Origin of the sequence: Acinetobacter sp. SA01, assembly GCF_011319235.1 — a bacterium.
Taxonomy (GTDB): Bacteria; Pseudomonadota; Gammaproteobacteria; order Pseudomonadales; family Moraxellaceae; genus Acinetobacter.
This window is the reverse complement of record NZ_WXXM01000009.1, coordinates 17438-35330: the sequence shown is the minus strand read 5'-3', so window position 1 is coordinate 35330 and position 17893 is coordinate 17438. Positions and strand designations below refer to the sequence as shown.

Sequence of the window (17893 nt, the reverse complement as noted above, 5' to 3'; positions counted from 1 at the left end):
CGTTTCGCTTTCTTGACGCTTAATTTGCCACGGTTACATGTCGCAAAAATGACAATTCTGCATCAAAACGCATTAAGCCTCTGGAGCTTCTTTAGCAGCTTCTTCGCCTTTAGCTTGAGCATTTGCTTGTGATTGAGCGTACTCTTTACCAGCAAGGATAGCATCAGCCATAGCAGAAGCGTAAAGTGTAACCGCACGGATCGCATCGTCGTTACCAGGAATAACGTAATCTACGTTGTCTGGGTTAGAGTTTGTATCAACGATACCGATTACAGGAATACCCAAGTTTTTAGCTTCTTTAATCGCGATTGATTCGTGGTCAACGTCAATTACGAATAATGCGTCAGGTAAACCACCCATGTTTTTAACGCCGCCTAAAGCACGTTCAAGTTTTTCCATTTCACGAGTACGTTCTAAAGCTTCACGTTTAGTAAGTTTAGCAAAAGTACCGTCAGTAGATTGAGTTTGAAGATCTTTTAAACGGTTGATAGATTGGCGAAGTGTTTTCCAGTTCGTCAACATACCACCTAACCAGCGGTGGTCTACATATGGTTGACCAGCGCGTTGAGCTTGTTCACGAATGATGTTAGAAGCAGCACGTTTAGTACCAACAAACAATACTTTGTTCTTTTTGCTTGCAAGATTGTTAACAAAGTTCAAAGCATCATTTAACGCAGGAACAGTGTGCTCAAGGTTAATGATGTGAATTTTGTTACGCGCACCAAAGATGTATTCGCGCATCTTTGGGTTCCAGAAACGAGTTTGGTGACCGAAGTGAGCGCCTGCTTGAAGAAGGTCGCGCATGCTTACGTTGTAATCTGCCATTTTCTTTACCTTAAAGTTTGGGTTAGGCCTCCATATATCCGCATTCTCCACTCTTGCGAGCACCCAGAGAAATGTGTCGATATATGTGCGGATTTTATTGCCCCATCGCACAAAGCCCGTGAAATTTATTCACGAAAAAGCATTTGATAAAATGGGCGGCTATTTATACCATAGTCACACACAAATTTCCAAAAGTTTTTAAAGATCATGAACAGTACTTACGAAGCTCCCCGTCGACTCATTAAAACCCCTGAAGAAATTGAAAAAATGCGTGTGGCGGGTCGACTGGCGGCTGAAGTTTTGGATATGATCAAACCGCATATCAAACCGGGTGTCTCTACACTCGAACTGGATACCATCTGCCACGATTATATCGTCAATAAACAGGATGCCATTCCTGCCTGTCTTGGTTATGGTGCAGCACCCGGCCGTCCAGCTTTCCAGCATGTGATTTGTACTTCCGTCAACCACGTAGTGTGTCACGGCATTCCATCTGCAAGCAAAATCCTGAAAAAAGGCGATATTCTGAATATTGATGTCACTGTCATTAAAGACGGCTATCACGGCGACACCAATATGATGTATATCGTCGGCGGTGAAACTTCAATTCTTGCCGATCGTTTATGCAAAGTGGCGCAAGAAGCCATGTACCTCGGTATTGCGACGGTAAAACCAGGTTCTACAATTGGTGATATTGGCAATGCCATCCAGAAATATGTTGAATCAGAACGTTTTGGCGTAGTCCGTGAATATTGCGGTCATGGTATTGGCACTGTATTCCATGACGAACCGCAAGTTTTGCATTATGGTCAACCCAATACCGGCATGGTGCTTGAAGAAGGCATGACCTTTACTATTGAACCGATGGTAAACGCTGGCGACTGGAAAACCAAAATCTTAGGTGACAAATGGACGGTGGTGACCAAAGATCATAGCTTGTCCGCACAATATGAACACACCCTTTTAGTGACAAAAACCGGTGTTGAAGTATTGACTGCACGTCCTGAAGAAGACCTGTCCCGCTTTAATCAATAAGTTCATTTCAAATTGATTTAAATGGCTACCTCTGTTGTAGCCATTTTTATTTAAAGTTATCTTCAGTTAAACGTTTTGCTTAAAATCTGTACCACACTCAATTGATTTTCACTTTATTTTCCACATACTGCAGCACAGTTCAATTTAACACAGGGATTTTTCATGTCCGATTTTAGCAATGTCACCGTAACCCAAAATGATGATGACACCGTTTCACTACTGATTGATCACAAGCCTATCTCTGAACGTTACGGCATGAAATTTAGTGCCAGCATTGTGGATGAACTCAAAGCTTTGGCTGATGGTCAAAACATGAAACTGTTTGATCAGTTTGTATTTTCACATACCGATTTAAACTTTGAACATAGCTATCATTATGTGACTTGCATCCTCAAAGCAGAAGCTGGTTTCAAAGTGACGCGTAATTTTGTCTATACTATTACTGCCCAAGGTCAGCAGCCGATTGAACATGTCATTACCAAACAGGGGCAACCAATGACTACTGCTGATGTACATGAGTTCATTAATACCCATCTGCAAAAATCCTTAAATGATTATACCGATCTGAATTATGCTTATTGATGTTTAGTTTTTGTGACAACTTGCTAACACTCCACACACTACAATTAAATAGTGCACCATCTAATTGTAGTGTTCTTTTTCACTTAGTCATTCACATTTAATTATCACTTTTACCGCCATTTTTTAGTCATTCTTAGCCCTTTTATTCAGACTAATTATTTAATTATTAATTGTTAATGCTCAGCTGATTCAACCGGATTAAATACTTTTTTCCAATATTGCTATATTCGACCTCCCCTTTTTGGCGCAATTTAAGATAAGATAGTGTGCTTTTTTATTTTTTAATCCCTATAAGAAGGAATACTGCCGTGGACGTACGTCTCTCTGATCGTGTAAATGCCATCAAACCGTCCCCTACACTTGCTGTTACCAACAAAGCTGCCGAACTTAAAGCTGCTGGTAAAAACGTAATTGGTTTGGGTGCAGGTGAACCAGATTTTGACACCCCACAACACATCAAAGATGCAGCAATTGCAGCTATTAACAACGGTTTTACCAAATACACCGCTGTTGACGGTACTCCAGGTCTTAAAAAAGCAATTATTGCGAAATTAAAACGTGATAATAATCTTGACTATGCAGCAAACCAGATTCTGGTTTCTTGCGGTGGTAAACAGTCATTCTTTAACTTGGCACTTGCTCTGTTAAATAAAGGTGATGAAGTGATCATCCCTGCGCCATACTGGGTAAGCTATCCAGACATGGTACTCATTGCTGAAGGCGTGCCTGTTGTAGTGAAATGTGGTGAAGAACAACGTTTCAAAATCACGCCTGCTCAATTAGAAGCTGCTATTACTGACAAAACCCGTTTAGTGGTATTGAACAGCCCATCTAACCCTACTGGCATGATCTACACTAAAGCTGAACTTGAAGCTTTGGCTGAAGTTCTTCGTAAATACCCAGAAGTACTGGTTGCATCTGATGACATGTACGAACCAATCCGTTGGGACGACGAATTCTACAACATCGCCACTGTTGCTCCAGACCTTTACGATCGCGTAATCGTACTTAACGGCGTATCTAAAGCCTATGCAATGACTGGCTGGCGTATCGGCTATGCAGCGGGTCCTGCCAAACTGATTGGTGCGATGAAAAAAATCCAGTCTCAATCCACTTCTAACCCGACTTCTATTTCACAAGTTGCTGCCGAAGCTGCATTGAACGGTCCTCAAGACGTTCTTGAGCCAATGGTTGAAGCTTTCAAACGTCGTCACGACCTGGTTGTGAAAGGCTTGAACGACATCAACGGTATTACTTGCCTGCCTGCTGACGGTGCATTCTATGCTTATGCCAATATCCGTCCGTTAATTCGTGCCAAAGGTTTAAAATCTTGCACAGAATTCTCTGCATGGTTACTGGAAGAAACTGGTGTTGCCGTTGTTCCTGGTGATGCATTCGGTCTAGGCGGTTACATGCGTATTTCATATGCAACTGCTGACGAAGTTCTTGTAGATGCACTTGCTCGTATCAAGAAAGCTGCTGATTCAATCGAAGGCGTAGATGCAGCGATTGCTTCAATTGCTGCTGAAAAATAATCTGCTTTTTCTAAAGTAAGATTTAAAAAAACCCGCGATTTTCGCGGGTTTTTTATCTCAGGATTGATCTTTTTAAACCTAAAAATATCCAGAGTAATTCTACTTTAAACACATTTTAATTATTTCAATGTGCTTTGCGCATGCGTCTGATCAGGCGTAGTTCTCATCACCAAGGCAATTCCTGCTAAAACAATGACGGCAGACATGATCATCCGCCAGCTTAAAGTCTCACCAATAAACAGCGCGCCACCCATTATCGCCAAACACGGCACAGAGAGCTGCACACTGCTGGCTGTCACACGGTCAATCTGTTTCACAATGACATACCACAACACATAGGCACCGCTTGAGGCCAAACCACCTGACAGCACCGCCAAAAGCACACCTTGAGGCTGTGTAAAGCTGTGGGCATAAAACGCAGCGTAAGCCAGCAAGACAAAAGGAATCGCCATGACAAAATTAGCCAAGGTACTGACCAAGGGGTTTTGCATATTTTTGCCCGCAATGCTGTACATAGCCCAGCCTATTCCTGAAAGCACCATAATGGCTGCATAAACCAAATTTGGAGCATCTGCACCCGGAAGCAAGAGAATGAAAATGCCAATAATGGCAATACACAACCCGGCACCACGGCGCAGATTGATTTTTTCACCATGACATAGACCATAACCGACCATACTGAGCTGGACAGTGCCAAATAACAGCAATGCCCCGACACCGGCATCTATATGTAAATAAGCCAGTGAAAAAGCGACTATATACAGCGCCAGAAAAAAACCGTTTTTAACACTCCACTCAATTTTGGCTTTTTGTGCAGAAAACAGGTAAAGCACCAATAAAACGACAGCACCACTACAGACACGAATCAGACTAAAACTCATCGGGTCAATTTGCTGGCCTGCCAATACCAAACGGCATAAAACCGAATTGGCAGCAAAAGCCAGCATGGCAATCATGATTTTAAACAGCATGGTTGAGCGTCCCTATCAACAACCTGCTTTAGATATAGCCAATCTAGCTTTTTAAATCCATAGAAATTTGCCGATTCATTTTATAAAAAATACACATGAGCAAAATTCTGGAGATACATAACAATGATCCACACGCACTTGATGATCAACATTCAATCTTTACAAACTACTGCAAGTGACTCTCGACTTATCCTTTGGCAACTTTTTATAGTACGAGAGATAGTACGCTTAGTTTTATGCTTTAATAATTTTCTATTCTTTTGCTCATTCAATAAATTTTATTTCCCTAAGACCTGCTGCATATTTCTTGACGGTTTTGATCAACACCGCTAATTTAAAATCAAGTTCCTTTTTGGAACTTATAAATCAATAAGGAAATAAGGAAATAAGGAAATAAGGAAATAAGGAAATAAGGAAATAAGGAAATAAGGAAATAAGGAAATAAGGAAATAAGGAAATAATAACAATGAATCCCAAAGAAATGACTGGACTGCAACTTTTACAAGCCATTTGTAATGGCAGAATTGCAACACCCTCAATGAGTAAAAACATTCCCATACAGCCTTATGAAGTTTCGGAAGGCACGATTCATTTCAAAGTGAAAGCGGATAACCATCATTTAAACCCTTTAGGGGGCGTACATGGCAGTTTTGCAGCAACCGTACTGGATTCCGTTACTGGCTGTGCCGTTCACAGTATGCTGGAAGCAGGTGTGGGTTATGGCACCATCGATTTAAATATCAAAATGTGCCGCCCTATTCCTCAAGATCAGGAACTAATCGCTATAGGCAAAGTAATGAATATCAGCAAGAACCTAGGTATTTCTGAAGGTAAAATTGTCGATGAAGATGGCAAACTTTATGCCCATGCTACTGCGACTTGTATGATTATCCGTTAATACACAATATACTGCATTTAGAGCTTAAGTCATTTCCTAAGCTCTTATGCTAATGCATAATTAAACGGCAGATTTAAACGATTTGGTGAGTGCAGATAAAGACACTTCTGGACGTGAAATTCCCTTATAAATACATAAATACTTAAATACGCTATCGAGTGATATGGAAAGTTTTTTCTGTTCCGACACCGACCACACTTTTGAATTATTACGTCCGGATAAGGCACTGCCATTCAATTGATATAAATACAGGTCATGATCACGCTGCAAAGGTTGCTTGCGACCATTGGAATAACTATCTAAAAGTAACTGACAAGGTGAATTAATCAACCATTTATCGCTAAACCAAAGCTGCAATAAGTCACCTAAATATAAGGCTTGAGTTCCGACAGGCCAGACTTGGATATAAGCATCCTCAACAGCGGTCTGATAGCACTGCGGGTCTTGAATAATAGAAAGGTAATTGTCTTGATAAAAAGATAAATTTGAAAAAATTTCGGCAATCGTGAGCGTATGCATTCGCTTTCTCCTGTTTAGCCATTTTAGTGCTGGCAAGTTGGTTTAAATCCACACTGTTTGAACTTACATTCAAACGCTCTGTTATGCATTTAATCTAACAATCCAGTTTTGGCTGTGCAAGTTTTTTTAGGATTTTTAATTGAGTTGTTTAAATAAAAAGCATACGGCATAAAAATTAAGGAATCATGACACTTTTAGCTTGACCCCCTGTAAAATCTGCTTATAATCGCATGCAGATTCTCCAATAGCTCAGTCGGTAGAGCGACGGACTGTTAATCCGCAGGTCCCTGGTTCGAGCCCAGGTTGGAGAGCCAAATACAAAAAAGCCCGCAGCACTAAAGCGGGCTTTTTTTATTGCCTAAATAATCTATAATTATCTAGTCATCAGATAAACTCTAAGCCAGGCCATAAAAAAAAAGCGCATCGAAATGCGCTTTTTCTGTGTTCACTCACCTCAACATGGATCAATAGCAGGATTGTTTTTATTGTTGAGGTAAAGGAATATATTGTGAATTATTATTCTGTGCTTTACGTTCAGTCACCACCACATTCAGGGTTAATGGCTGCTCGTCTCGCACCACTTCAACTTTAATGGTGCTATTCGGTGCTTGCAAGGCTACATAATTAATCAAGTGGGAAGCAGAAGTAATCTGTTCTCCATTGACTTGGATAATTTTATCACCCTTTTTAATTCCCGCCTTGGCTGCAGGACCACGAGGAAGTACGTCAGCAACGACTACGCCAGTTTGCTTAGGTTCAAGAATATTGTCCTGTTGTACTGGCATGAGGCTAATGCCCAACCAGCCGCGAACTACACGACCGTCTTTCAGAATTGAATTGAGAATTTGCTGACACACTTTTGCAGGAATGGCAAAACCGATCCCCAATGAACCACCGGATTGCGAGAAAATAGCCGTATTCACACCAATCAGATTACCCGCCACATCAATCAGTGCCCCACCCGAGTTCCCCGGATTAATCGCCGCATCGGTTTGAATGAAGTCTTCATAAGTATTAATGCCCAAATCTGAACGGTTGGTGGCGGAAATAATCCCTTGAGTGACCGTTTGTCCCACACCGAATGGGTTACCAATTGCAAGTACCACATCCCCAACTTCATTGCCGCTGAGTTTAAAAGGCAAAACCGGCAGCTTGTCGAGTTCAATCTTAATCACCGCCAGATCAGAATCCGGGTCTGTACCAATCACTTTAGCGACTGCACGGCGTCCATCATTCAGACCCACCACAATCTGTTCAGCCTGAGCAATTACATGGTTATTAGTCAAGATGTAACCATCTGAACGTACAATAACACCCGACCCCAGACTGTTTTCATTTTGCTCCTGATCAAACTGTTCAGGGACCTGATCACCAAAAAACTCGCGAAATGCAGGGTCATTTAACAAAGGGTGCTCTGCTTTATTCACTTTCTGGGTAGTGAAAATATTTACCACCGCAGGAGCCGCCACCTTCACGGCATTACTGTAAGATTCGACTGCACCCGCCCTGTTGGTATTAACTAAAGGCTCGACTTTTTCTCTTGGCATTTTTATACCGTCAGATGCAACAGGGGCTTGTGGCTTCTGAGAATGTTGCCAGACAAGAAAACCGAGAGTGACTAAAACAAGTAAAACCCAAGGTAACCATGAAAAGGTGCGGCGCACGGTAATTTCCTCTAACAATATTTTAATTCGTTGATGACTAAGTAATTTATTGGCCATTGTAAAATGAAATACAGCAGGAAACTTAAAAATAATTCAGAGTTTTGTGCTGCTTTAGTTACAATTCAAAATATCTTTTGATGATATTCAATATTAAGGCTTTTGAGAAATTTATGGCAAAGCTCAGCGAGATTATTCAGTGGTGTGATCAAACCCTGAAATCACACGAATTTAAAGACTATGCACCAAATGGCTTGCAAATAGAAGGCAAACCGGAGATTAGCAGAATTTTGTGTGCTGTTACGGCATCTCAGGATGCGATTGAGGCTGCAATTAAACAAGGTGCCGACTTACTGCTGGTGCATCATGGCTATTTCTGGAAAGGTGAACCCTACCCGATTACAGGTATGCGTGGTAAACGTATTAAAAGCCTGATTCAGCATGATATCTCACTGGTCGGCTATCACTTACCTTTAGATAGTCACCCTACTTTAGGTAATAATGCCGCGATTGCCGAGATGTTAGCATTAGAAAATATTGAAGCTTTAGATCCAGCTGAACGCAACCCGATTGGCAATATTGGTTATTTAAAAAACGCCATGTCTGCTGAAGACTTTAAACAATATGTCTCTGAACGTTTAAATTTTAATGCCATTCACCTTCCTGCCGAAAAAACCAGCATTCAGAAAGTGGCTTATTGTACAGGTGGCGCTCAGGATTTTATTGGCAAAGCGGCGGAGCAAAATTGTGATGCGTACATTTCCGGCGAGGTCAGTGAACGGACTTTTTATGAGGCCAAAGAACTGAATGTGCACTACTATGCCTGCGGGCATCATGCTACCGAACGTTATGGGGTACAACGTCTGGCAAAAGCTATTTCAGAACAGTTCGATATTGAGTATAGTTACTTTGAATTAAACAATCCGATTTAATTTAATGACGGTTTAACATTTTCTTTATACGTATAAATTGAGGCTTTATTCTGTATTGTTATTTATAAGCAATGCGCAATTTTCCTCAAGAATCTATTACAATAAAGCCACTTAATGTTAAAACCCAGCAAAATGCAAGGAATTGAAGACATGACAATGATTACTTTACCGGCACTTCCATACGGTTACGAAGATCTTGCTCCGCACATCAGCAAAGAAACTTTAGAATACCATCACGACAAACACCACAACACTTACGTTGTAAACTTGAATAACCTGATCAAAGGCACAGACCTGGAAGGTAAAACTTTAGAAGAAATCATTAAAGCATCTGCTGGTGATGCTGCTAAAGTTGGCGTGTTCAACAACGCGGCTCAAGTTTGGAACCATACATTCTACTGGAACTGTATGGCTAAAAATGGTGGTGGTAAAGCGACTGGTGCTTTAGCGGCTAAAATTGATGAAGCTTTCGGCTCTTATGAAAAATTTGCTGAAGAATTCGCTGCTGCTGCAACCACTCAATTCGGTTCAGGCTGGGCTTGGTTGGTTGCTGATGAAGTAAATGGCAACCTTTCTATCCTTAAAACTTCAAATGCCGACACTCCACTTGCTCATGGTAAAGTTGCTGTGTTGACTATTGACGTTTGGGAACACGCTTACTACATCGACTTCCGCAATGCACGTCCTGCTTATATCAAAACTTTCCTGGAAAGCTTGGTAAACTGGGATTACGCAAATGCTAAATATGCTGGTCAAGCTGCTGGCGTTGAAAAATAAGAAATAAAATATTTTTTATTTTTTGCTTAAAAAATCACCCTTTATGGGTGATTTTTTTATTTTCAGGACCCAAACGCATATTAATAAAGCAAATAATTCATTTCTTTACATTATCTTGTTGACGACTTTAGTTTTCATCCCTAAAATGCGCATCAGATTCTCCAATAGCTCAGTCGGTAGAGCGACGGACTGTTAATCCGCAGGTCCCTGGTTCGAGCCCAGGTTGGAGAGCCATCTATTCTTCCATAGCTCAGTCGGTAGAGCGACGGACTGTTAATCCGCAGGTCCCTGGTTCGAGCCCAGGTGGAAGAGCCAAGATTCTAAAAAGCCCACTCATTGCGAAGTGGGCTTTTTTTATTCAGCAGATTTACATTTCCTGCAATCTGCACTTTTACGATCTATGCTTTTGAGTCATCACTTTTTATTAAAATTGTAGATCATTCTCCTATCTCTTGTTCGCTGATTAAAATTTGGTTATGTTCATTCTAATAACAATATTCTAATAAACTGCTATGAATGCCACCTGGTTAAAATCTCTCATTTTCTGGATTATTTTGATTATTGTGATGTTTGCAGTGTTTCAATGTAGTCAAAATTCTGAAAATAAAAAGCAGGCTTCCGCGCTCATGTATGAACGCCTGTTTCATTGCACCCGTAATTTAGTCCAAAAGAACCCGGAGGTTTTAAAACACATTCAGCAGCAACTCAAACCTGAGCTTACCCAAGCTGAAGTGATGAAATTGCTGGACGAATGCCGTCAAGCCCACCCATTACAAAGCAAAGAAAACTATATAGACCTAATAAAATCACTTAAATAACCAGAAATAAGTTTATTTTTAAAACATTCAATTCATTTTCATGGCTTTTTTAACACTAAACTCTTGACCCTGTAAGCTGAGATACATAGAATGCGTACCAGATTCTCCAATAGCTCAGTCGGTAGAGCGACGGACTGTTAATCCGCAGGTCCCTGGTTCGAGCCCAGGTTGGAGAGCCAAATTCTAAAAACCCACTCAACAGAGTGGGTTTTTTCTTATATCAAGATTTTATTGTGTTCGACTCAAGCCAAGCCACTTTTTTCATTATTGGTTGCATTGCCACTCTTGCCTTGCTGACCCTTGTTTTTCAGCAACTGCTCAAACCACAGCAGAAATTTTTCCCTAAACGTGTGATCACGCCTTTTGAAAGTAAAATGTTTATCCGGCTGAAAGAAGCTTTTCCACAGCATCACATCTTGGCTCAAGTCGCTTTTAGTGCCTTAATCACCAATAATAACTTTAAGATACGCAACAAGTTCAACCGTAAAGTTACCGACTTCGTTTTACTGAATCAAAAGCTCGAAGTGGTCGCGATTATTGAACTGGATGATCCCAGCCATCTCGGTAAGGAACAGGAAGATGCCGAGCGTGATGCCATGCTGAACGAAGCAGGCTATCAGGTCTATCGCTATACCGATATTCCAAGTACCCACAACTTAAAAAAAGACATTTTAAATTAATTCTATTTCGACATAAAAAAGCCACCGTATGATGCAGTGGCTGAATTAGTATCGATCTCAATTATTTGCTGGCTTGCTGTTCAGACAGCTCTACAGTGGGCTTAGAAGCAGCCTGTTCAGCTGCTTCACGAGCTTTGATCCGTTCCAGCATTTCAGCCTGTTGCTGCTTGTATTTTTGCTGGTTTTTCTCATCGCTACTGACTGCCAGATAAGCCATAGAGACAAGAAAAATCGGGATAAGTAAACCAAGGCTCATCAGAATAATCATCTTCTTGGGATTTGGCTTCGCGCCTGACTGCGACATAATCAATACCTGTCAATCTATATACACACTAAATTTACCTGTCCAATATAACAAAACCCTGTGCCGTCTCAATAGATCATTCACCTACTTTGTAAACCCGCATCAAAAAGCCGGTCGAAACCGGCTTTTTATCTCCACAGTCAGACAGCAAGCTGAATTTGCTGCAATACCTCTTGCAAGGTTTTTACATAATCAAAACCAGCTTCAGGCTTGTCTTGCATTCGCCAAGCCACATAACCATCCGGACGTACCAGTATCGCACCCGCTTCATGGATTTCAGATTTCTGGTCCCAGGTTCCGTAAACATCGCGGTATTCGCGGGAACCAATCTGAATCACATCCAGATAAGGTAAATTCATAGCATGCACCGCATTTTTCCAGCCTGTACCAGACAGCCCGGTCAACAAGGTAAAGCGGCCCTGTCCTACGATATCCAGGGTCGATTGCTTCTGTCCTTTAGCATTAATCAACCAGGTATGCGGCACTTTTGCCCCCGGGCGTGTCGTTGCCTGCAAGTAAAGCTGCGAATCTTGCATAAAGGTTTCCGCTGTCGCCTCGGCAATCACAGCATTTGAATCATAACGCTGATTTAGCTCTACCCCTTGGGCATTAAATTCGAAATGCTTAATCTCGAGCGCCTGGAATAATTTTTGACGAATTTCAGCACCCGCATCATCTTCAGCGAAAATTCGCTGTAACATCTCTGCCTGTGTTGTTACACCATGATCAAAACCAAAGACATCTTTCAAATGCTTATAGTCAAAGCGGGATTGATTGGCACGGGCCACAATTTGCTTGCCCACAGGTGCACGCTCACGAGTATAAGAATCCAGCAAGCTTTCTTTGGCCCAGCCTTTCACCGCATAGGCCAGTTTCCAGCCGAGGTTAAAGGCATCCTGCATGCAGGTATTCGAGCCTAAACCACTGGATGGTGGATGACGGTGTACGGCATCACCACCACAGAACACACGACCTTTGGAATACTCTGTCGCCCAGGTCTGATTTACGTACCAATACGACAGTTTTTGGATTTCGACTTCTTCAACTTCAGTCCCGACAAAGGCATTCAGGCGAGCACGAACCTGTTCCTCAGTCACCTGCGGCTCACCTTTGGAAATATCAAAGCCCCAACCCATAATCCACTCATTCCATGGGGTAATAGCGCGCAACAGCCCCATACCCAAATCACCAAAACTGGCTTCGGGGTTAACAATCCATTGCAGGATTGCTGGACGATGCTGCACATATTGGCTTAAATCCGCCTTGAAGGTCACATACACAGTACCGGCACGCGCCATGACGCCTTCCAACGGCAGATTTAACTGCTCGACAATTTTAGAGCGTGCACCATCCATACCCACCAGATATTTGGCACGTAAGCTAAACTCGGTATTGGTAATCCGGTTTAGAAAGGTTGCCGTCACACCGTGTTCATCCTGAGTATGAGACAGATATTCTGTATTAAAGTTATAAATCGCACCGCGTTCGGCGGCATTCTTTGCTAACAATGCTTCCATTTTCGGCTGGATCAGATCCACCAATGGACAGGGACTGCCTTTAATATAATCGCCATGCCGTTCATCACCAGTACCCCAGGCACTTAAACGGGCAATTTCCTCCCCAACCAGACTGGTGGTAATCAGGCTTTCCCCCATCTGTTCCCAAGGCGTGGCAATCTGCTTGACCTGTTCTTCTACGCCGAGATCGCGCAACACTTCCATGGCCCGCTGATTGGTAATATGTGCACGTGGACTGTTGGCCAGCCAGCTAAACTGGGTAAAAAGCTGGACTTTAATACCATAATTGGCCAATGCCAGCCCCAAGGTTGACCCTGCAGGACCTGTTCCTACCACCAGCACATCCGTATCAAATTGCTCAGACATCACCTACTCCTTTTCAATGTCACCCTTCAGCTGTCTGATCTCAGTGTATGCAACCACGTTATTTTGCAGAACACCCATAGACTTAAACTATGGTTGCATAGTTTTTAGGTCTGCCACATTTCATAATCTGATTTGCAGCATCAGCTCAGAAAGAGACTGTGCAATCGGGTTTATAGGTGTGGTGAATTATGGAATTACGTCATTTAAGGTATTTTGTCAGCGTGGTCCAGCAAGGCAGTTTCACCAAGGCGGCCGAAAAAATGTTTACCGCACAGCCGTCATTAAGCCAGCAAATTAAAGACCTGGAAGAAGAAATCGGCGTGTTACTGTTTGACCGCTCTGCTAAAAAAATCCGTCTAACTGATGAAGGTGAAGCCTTTTTACCTTATGCGCAGCATGCGCTGGAAAATGCCCAGCTCGCTATCTCTGCTGCACGTCAGGTCGCCTACAATAAAAACAACCAGATTTATATTGGCTTTTTAAATGTGGCAGAACTGAAGGTCATGCCCTTAATTCTAGACAAACTCAAGCAGCAAATTCCGGATCTGCAAATTCATGTGCAAAGCCTGACCTGCCTTGAGCAGATTCAGCGCCTAAAAAATGCTGAGCTAGACCTGACCTTTACTCGTTACGCCGTGCAGCATGATGATTATGAAAACCTGTGCCTGTTGACTGAAAAAATCTATGTTGTGGCAGCAGAAAAATTACATCCTTCTAAACATCAGATCAACCGTGAGTACCTGAGAAAACAGAACATCATCATGTGTGAACAAAGTGCTTCGCCAGTATTTTATGAAAAAATCAATCAACAATTGCAGCTTAAACATCTACCGCATCATCAGATGCTTTGGGTGACCAATGTTCTGCAACATATCAACATGATCAATATGGGCTTGGGCTTTAGTTTCGTTCCGGAATACCTGCTAAAATTTCTCGGCGATCATGTGCAAGTGGTTGCGACCGAATTCGAACTTCCTACCTTGCAACTGTATGCCAGTTTTAGAAAAAATTCAAAAAATGCCGCATTACAGTTCATTACCCGAGAACTAAAGATACAAACTCAGTTGAACTGATGTCGCAGCCTACATTTAACCCATAATAAAAAGTATCCATACGGATACTTTTTTATGACGATTTTTACTTCAAATAATTACTAAAACAAAGCAAGGAAAATTCCGGCAAAAATCATGACGCCTACCCAGCGGTTATGACGGAATGCCCAAAAACAGCGCTGTGGATCACGATCATGGGTTTTGCTCCATTGGTAAATAAAATCTGCAGCAACGCATAGCAATACGATTAAACCAAATGGCATCAACAGACTTTCCAAATACAGGGCACTGCCAATCAATACAAGGCTAATAACTTGCAATAAAGAAATAATTTCAATGTCATATTTACCAAATAAAATCGCTGTGGATTTCACACCAATCTTTAAATCATACTCACGGTCGGTAATGGCATATTGAGTATCATAAGCCACGGTCCAGGCCAGATTACCAAAGTACAGAAGCCAGCAGGTTAAATCCGGTGTCTGTCCCACTGCGGTATAGGCCATCGGAATAGACCATGAAAATGCCGCGCCCAAAAACAACTGTGGCAAGTGGGTATAGCGCTTCATAAACGGATAGATAAATGCCAGAAACAACGCCCCAAATGACCAGTAAAAGGTTTCAATCGGCAAAAAGAACAACATACAGGCACTGGCAGCAACCAGAGCTAAAAATACATATATTGCTTCTTGAGCACTGATAATTCCGGTCGCCAGTGGACGGGTTTTAGTCCGTTCCACATGTGCATCGACTTTACGGTCGGCAAAATCATTAATGGCACAGCCTGCCGCACGCATAAAGATGGTGCCTAAAATCATGGGAATCAAAATACTGATGGATGGCATGCCGTGATTAGCAATCCATAGCGCCCACATGGTTGGCCAAAACACCAGTTCCGTACCAATAGGCTTATCAAAACGACAGAGATAATAATAAGCTTCCAGGCGTTCACGCCAGGTAATTTGATGCGCAGTTGCCATGACCATCCTTAACCAGATTACTGTTTAATTTTTTGTTGAATAAATTGCTCAAATGCAGGTAAAAAAGTTTCCTGCACAATAAATTTACAACCATGCCAAGTATAGCAACTTTGTCGTGTCCAGCCATCTTCCAGCAGAATGACACGACGCTGACATATAGGGTTTGTGCGTTGAAATAAAAACCATCCTATAGGTTTTTTACCAATATGCTTAAAAAGGCGTGCCCGACGCTGCAAGCTTAGGATTGGAAAAATGCTTTTCGCTTTGACCCACGGCTCTGCATCACAACCATATAAATAGCTTTCACGTACCCAGGAGGTATGCTGATGCGGCATGTTCATCCAGCGGCTATCAACCCGACTTAAACGTTGATAATGCTCTTCAATAGGCTGAACCTTGAATACCCCACCCGCCAAATCGGTTAATTGTTGTGTCAGTGAACCTGAAGCATATAACCACGGCTTGAATGCAGGTAAAATAGTTGAATTTTGATTTGCGTATGCACGCGGTTCACGCATAACGATAAAGCTCTTAAAAATATGAAAATTTATACACAGTTTAAATGATATTCAGAAGACTGGAGCTTACTTGTTATCATTTAATTTAAAATGAAATTTTGGTTTAACTGTTGTCTGTTTTGGCGATGACTTCAAATTTTCCCTGCGGAGTTTTAATTAAAATCATGCCTTCGGCAGTTAAATAAAAACTTTTAGGATAAGTATAATCCAGAGCCAGTTCAGGATTTTTCAAAGCGACGAACTCAGCTTGCTTATAGCCTTCCACTGTTCGCCCAACCTCAATATAAGTCACTTCTGAAAAGTTCAGTTTAAATCCTTTTTCATGATCCTTTGGATCAATCCAAGGAAAAAAACCGGTGTGCTTTTTACGCTGCGCCATAGTCGTGTACATACTTCAAGTAATTGAATAGATCATACAAAAAAAACCCGCGACAAGCGCGGGTTTTTCTTGAACCTAAATTCGAATATGAATTACAGGCTGTAATACATATCAAATTCAACTGGGTGAGTAGTCGTGTTCAGACGACGTACTTCTTCAGTTTTAAGTTCGATATAGGCTTCAAGCATTTCTTTAGTGAACACGCCACCTTTAAGCAGGTAATCATGATCCGCTGCAAGAGCTTCAAGCGCCATATCCAGGCTGTGAGCCACTGTAGGGATTTTAGCTTCTTCTTCAGGAGGAAGATCATACAAGTTCTTGTCAGCAGCTTCACCTGGGTGAATCTTGTTTTGAATACCGTCAAGACCAGCCATCAACAATGCAGCGAAACCTAAGTACGGGTTCATCATTGGATCTGGGAAACGTGCTTCAATACGCTTGCCTTTAGGGCTAGAAACGTAAGGAATACGGATAGAAGCAGAACGGTTACGTGCTGAGTAAGCAAGCATGATCGGCGCTTCGAAATGCGGAACTAAACGTTTGTACGAGTTAGTAGATGGGTTAGTAATCGCATTCAATGAACGAGCATGCTTGATCACACCACCGATGAAGTACAATGCCATTTCAGAAAGGCCTGCATATTCATCACCAGCAAACAGGTTCTTGCCATCTTTAGAGATTGACATATGCACGTGCATACCAGAACCGTTGTCACCTACCATTGGTTTAGGCATGAAAGTCGCAGTTTTAGCATATTGGTGTGCAACGTTCCAAACTGCATATTTAAACTGTTGAACTTCGTCAGCTTTACGCACCATAGTATTGAAGCTCACACCAATTTCTAACTGGCAAGATGCAACTTCATGGTGATGTACTTCCACACGACCTGGACCCATGATGTCTTCAATACGAGCACACATATCAGCACGCATATCTTGTGAAGAATCTACAGGAGGAACCGGGAAGTAACCGCCTTTAACACGTGGACGGTGACCAGAGTTACCAGCTTCGTAATCTTTACCAGTAGACCAGGCAGCTTCTTCAGCGATCAATGTGTGGCGCGCGCCAGACATGTCGATGTCCCATTTTACTTCGTCAAAAACGAAGAATTCTGGTTCTGGACCAAAGAATGCAGTATCACCGATACCTGTTGATTTTAAGTATTCTTCTGCACGGCGAGCGATAGAGCGTGGGTCACGTTCATAACCTTGACCAGTAGATGGCTCGATTACGTCACAAGTTACCACAACTGTAGCTTCAGCGAAGAACGGGTCAAGGAAACATGTTTCAGCGTCTGGACGCAAGATCATGTCAGATGCTTCAATGCCTTTCCAACCAGCAATTGAAGAACCGTCAAACATTTTACCGTCTTCAAAAGTATCTTCGTCGATTGTATCTGCAGGGTAAGTTACGTGCTGCTCTTTACCCTTAGTATCAGTAAAGCGAAAATCGACCCATTTTGCGCCACTTTCTTGGATGAGTTGAAGGACCTTGTTCGCCATGCTCATTTTGCTCCGATGATTTTTTGTTGCACCTGCTAAGTG

19 protein-coding genes and 4 tRNA genes are annotated in these 17893 nt (G+C 42.1%); 13 read left to right on the top strand and 10 right to left on the bottom strand.

Annotated features, from left to right (window positions below; translation table 11 throughout):
- Positions 1-72: 72 nt before the first annotated feature.
- Positions 73-825 (bottom strand): 30S ribosomal protein S2, encoded by a 753-nt coding sequence (gene rpsB, locus GTU69_RS09850; RefSeq protein WP_086175302.1) that lies wholly within the window; start codon positions 823-825, stop codon positions 73-75.
- A gap of 207 nt (positions 826-1032) precedes the next feature.
- Between rpsB and map the strand changes: the two genes are divergently transcribed.
- The 3 genes from map to GTU69_RS09835 all read left to right on the top strand — a co-directional run bounded on the left by map (position 1033) and on the right by GTU69_RS09835 (position 3977).
- Positions 1033-1860 (top strand): type I methionyl aminopeptidase, encoded by an 828-nt coding sequence (map, locus tag GTU69_RS09845; protein WP_166170152.1) that lies wholly within the window; start codon positions 1033-1035, stop codon positions 1858-1860.
- Between the two features lie 162 nt (positions 1861-2022).
- Entirely contained in the window at positions 2023-2442 is a 420-nt protein-coding gene (locus GTU69_RS09840) for a hypothetical protein (protein WP_166170150.1), read from the top strand.
- Between the two features lie 308 nt (positions 2443-2750).
- Positions 2751-3977: a pyridoxal phosphate-dependent aminotransferase gene (locus GTU69_RS09835; protein ID WP_166170148.1), complete on the top strand. Its 1227-nt coding sequence runs from the start codon at positions 2751-2753 to the stop codon at positions 3975-3977.
- A 119-nt stretch (positions 3978-4096) separates the two neighbouring features.
- Here the strand turns inward: GTU69_RS09835 and GTU69_RS09830 are convergent, their stop codons facing one another.
- Positions 4097-4948 carry a DMT family transporter gene (locus tag GTU69_RS09830; protein WP_166170146.1) on the bottom strand — a complete coding sequence of 284 codons (852 nt, stop codon included), beginning with the start codon at positions 4946-4948 and terminating at the stop codon, positions 4097-4099.
- Between the two features lie 466 nt (positions 4949-5414).
- Between GTU69_RS09830 and GTU69_RS09825 the strand changes: the two genes are divergently transcribed.
- Complete coding sequence (locus GTU69_RS09825) at positions 5415-5846, top strand: PaaI family thioesterase (RefSeq protein ID WP_166170144.1); 432 nt, start codon at positions 5415-5417, stop codon at positions 5844-5846.
- 60 nt (positions 5847-5906) lie between these two features.
- Here GTU69_RS09825 and GTU69_RS09820 read toward each other — a convergent pair whose 3' ends face one another.
- Positions 5907-6365: a hypothetical protein gene (locus GTU69_RS09820; RefSeq protein ID WP_166170143.1), complete on the bottom strand. Its 459-nt coding sequence runs from the start codon at positions 6363-6365 to the stop codon at positions 5907-5909.
- Between the two features lie 238 nt (positions 6366-6603).
- Here GTU69_RS09820 and GTU69_RS09815 point away from each other — a divergent pair.
- Positions 6604-6679: transfer RNA gene (locus tag GTU69_RS09815), tRNA-Asn, on the top strand.
- 168 nt (positions 6680-6847) lie between these two features.
- Here the strand turns inward: GTU69_RS09815 and GTU69_RS09810 are convergent.
- Positions 6848-8029, bottom strand: a complete 1182-nt coding sequence (locus tag GTU69_RS09810; protein ID WP_166170141.1) for a trypsin-like peptidase domain-containing protein — start codon at positions 8027-8029, stop codon at positions 6848-6850.
- 170 nt (positions 8030-8199) lie between these two features.
- Between GTU69_RS09810 and GTU69_RS09805 the strand changes: the two genes are divergently transcribed.
- The 7 genes from GTU69_RS09805 (at position 8200) to GTU69_RS09775 (ending at position 11233) form a co-directional block, all read left to right on the top strand.
- Positions 8200-8958: a Nif3-like dinuclear metal center hexameric protein gene (locus GTU69_RS09805; RefSeq protein WP_166170139.1), complete on the top strand. Its 759-nt coding sequence runs from the start codon at positions 8200-8202 to the stop codon at positions 8956-8958.
- A gap of 150 nt (positions 8959-9108) precedes the next feature.
- Positions 9109-9735: a superoxide dismutase gene (locus GTU69_RS09800; RefSeq protein ID WP_166170137.1), complete on the top strand. Its 627-nt coding sequence runs from the start codon at positions 9109-9111 to the stop codon at positions 9733-9735.
- Between the two features lie 158 nt (positions 9736-9893).
- A tRNA-Asn gene (locus GTU69_RS09795) sits at positions 9894-9969 on the top strand.
- A gap of 5 nt (positions 9970-9974) precedes the next feature.
- Positions 9975-10050, top strand: a tRNA-Asn gene (locus GTU69_RS09790).
- Positions 10051-10247: 197 nt separating this feature from the next.
- The gene (locus tag GTU69_RS09785) at positions 10248-10553 is read left to right on the top strand and encodes a hypothetical protein (RefSeq protein WP_166170135.1); all 306 of its coding nucleotides are present in this window, start codon (positions 10248-10250) and stop codon (positions 10551-10553) included.
- 103 nt (positions 10554-10656) lie between these two features.
- Positions 10657-10732, top strand: a tRNA-Asn gene (locus GTU69_RS09780).
- A gap of 54 nt (positions 10733-10786) precedes the next feature.
- Positions 10787-11233: a DUF2726 domain-containing protein gene (locus GTU69_RS09775; protein ID WP_166170133.1), complete on the top strand. Its 447-nt coding sequence runs from the start codon at positions 10787-10789 to the stop codon at positions 11231-11233.
- 61 nt (positions 11234-11294) lie between these two features.
- Here GTU69_RS09775 and GTU69_RS09770 read toward each other — a convergent pair whose 3' ends face one another.
- Together GTU69_RS09770 and GTU69_RS09765 are read right to left on the bottom strand one after the other, a co-directional pair.
- The gene (locus GTU69_RS09770; RefSeq protein WP_166170131.1) at positions 11295-11537 is read right to left on the bottom strand and encodes a hypothetical protein; all 243 of its coding nucleotides are present in this window, start codon (positions 11535-11537) and stop codon (positions 11295-11297) included.
- A 140-nt stretch (positions 11538-11677) separates the two neighbouring features.
- A complete protein-coding gene (locus tag GTU69_RS09765) occupies positions 11678-13420 on the bottom strand; it encodes an FAD-dependent monooxygenase (protein WP_166170129.1) in 1743 nt (580 codons plus the stop codon).
- Between the two features lie 188 nt (positions 13421-13608).
- On the opposite strand from GTU69_RS09765, the gene GTU69_RS09760 reads away from it, so the two are divergent.
- Positions 13609-14493: a LysR family transcriptional regulator gene (locus tag GTU69_RS09760; protein WP_166170128.1), complete on the top strand. Its 885-nt coding sequence runs from the start codon at positions 13609-13611 to the stop codon at positions 14491-14493.
- 80 nt (positions 14494-14573) lie between these two features.
- On the opposite strand, the gene ubiA is transcribed toward GTU69_RS09760, so the two are convergent.
- From ubiA to glnA, 4 genes are all read right to left on the bottom strand, one after another.
- Positions 14574-15452, bottom strand: coding sequence for a 4-hydroxybenzoate octaprenyltransferase (gene ubiA, locus GTU69_RS09755; protein ID WP_166170126.1), 879 nt, complete (start codon positions 15450-15452; stop codon positions 14574-14576).
- A 17-nt stretch (positions 15453-15469) separates the two neighbouring features.
- On the bottom strand, positions 15470-15970 hold the full coding sequence (locus tag GTU69_RS09750) for a chorismate lyase (RefSeq protein ID WP_166170124.1): 501 nt from the start codon (positions 15968-15970) through the stop codon (positions 15470-15472).
- 103 nt (positions 15971-16073) lie between these two features.
- Positions 16074-16349, bottom strand: a complete 276-nt coding sequence (locus GTU69_RS09745; protein ID WP_166170122.1) for a hypothetical protein — start codon at positions 16347-16349, stop codon at positions 16074-16076.
- Positions 16350-16441: 92 nt separating this feature from the next.
- The gene (gene glnA, locus GTU69_RS09740; protein ID WP_171263131.1) at positions 16442-17857 is read right to left on the bottom strand and encodes a type I glutamate--ammonia ligase; all 1416 of its coding nucleotides are present in this window, start codon (positions 17855-17857) and stop codon (positions 16442-16444) included.
- Between the last annotated feature and the right edge of the window lie 36 nt (positions 17858-17893).

What these genes read in the sequence shown, in the direction of transcription:
- rpsB (WP_086175302.1), bottom strand. Translation starts at nt 825, where the DNA reads ATGGCAGATTACAACGTAAGCATGCGCGACCTTCTTCAAGCAGGCGCT.
- glnA (WP_171263131.1), bottom strand. Translation starts at nt 17,857, where the DNA reads ATGAGCATGGCGAACAAGGTCCTTCAACTCATCCAAGAAAGTGGCGCA.
- GTU69_RS09770 (WP_166170131.1), bottom strand. Translation starts at nt 11,537, where the DNA reads ATGTCGCAGTCAGGCGCGAAGCCAAATCCCAAGAAGATGATTATTCTG.
- GTU69_RS09825 (WP_166170144.1), top strand. Translation starts at nt 5,415, where the DNA reads ATGAATCCCAAAGAAATGACTGGACTGCAACTTTTACAAGCCATTTGT.
- map (WP_166170152.1), top strand. Translation starts at nt 1,033, where the DNA reads ATGAACAGTACTTACGAAGCTCCCCGTCGACTCATTAAAACCCCTGAA.
- GTU69_RS09745 (WP_166170122.1), bottom strand. Translation starts at nt 16,349, where the DNA reads ATGGCGCAGCGTAAAAAGCACACCGGTTTTTTTCCTTGGATTGATCCA.
- GTU69_RS09760 (WP_166170128.1), top strand. Translation starts at nt 13,609, where the DNA reads ATGGAATTACGTCATTTAAGGTATTTTGTCAGCGTGGTCCAGCAAGGC.
- GTU69_RS09800 (WP_166170137.1), top strand. Translation starts at nt 9,109, where the DNA reads ATGACAATGATTACTTTACCGGCACTTCCATACGGTTACGAAGATCTT.
- GTU69_RS09785 (WP_166170135.1), top strand. Translation starts at nt 10,248, where the DNA reads ATGAATGCCACCTGGTTAAAATCTCTCATTTTCTGGATTATTTTGATT.
- GTU69_RS09840 (WP_166170150.1), top strand. Translation starts at nt 2,023, where the DNA reads ATGTCCGATTTTAGCAATGTCACCGTAACCCAAAATGATGATGACACC.
- GTU69_RS09820 (WP_166170143.1), bottom strand. Translation starts at nt 6,365, where the DNA reads ATGCATACGCTCACGATTGCCGAAATTTTTTCAAATTTATCTTTTTAT.
- GTU69_RS09765 (WP_166170129.1), bottom strand. Translation starts at nt 13,420, where the DNA reads ATGTCTGAGCAATTTGATACGGATGTGCTGGTGGTAGGAACAGGTCCT.
- GTU69_RS09750 (WP_166170124.1), bottom strand. Translation starts at nt 15,970, where the DNA reads ATGCGTGAACCGCGTGCATACGCAAATCAAAATTCAACTATTTTACCT.
- GTU69_RS09830 (WP_166170146.1), bottom strand. Translation starts at nt 4,948, where the DNA reads ATGCTGTTTAAAATCATGATTGCCATGCTGGCTTTTGCTGCCAATTCG.
- GTU69_RS09805 (WP_166170139.1), top strand. Translation starts at nt 8,200, where the DNA reads ATGGCAAAGCTCAGCGAGATTATTCAGTGGTGTGATCAAACCCTGAAA.
- ubiA (WP_166170126.1), bottom strand. Translation starts at nt 15,452, where the DNA reads ATGGCAACTGCGCATCAAATTACCTGGCGTGAACGCCTGGAAGCTTAT.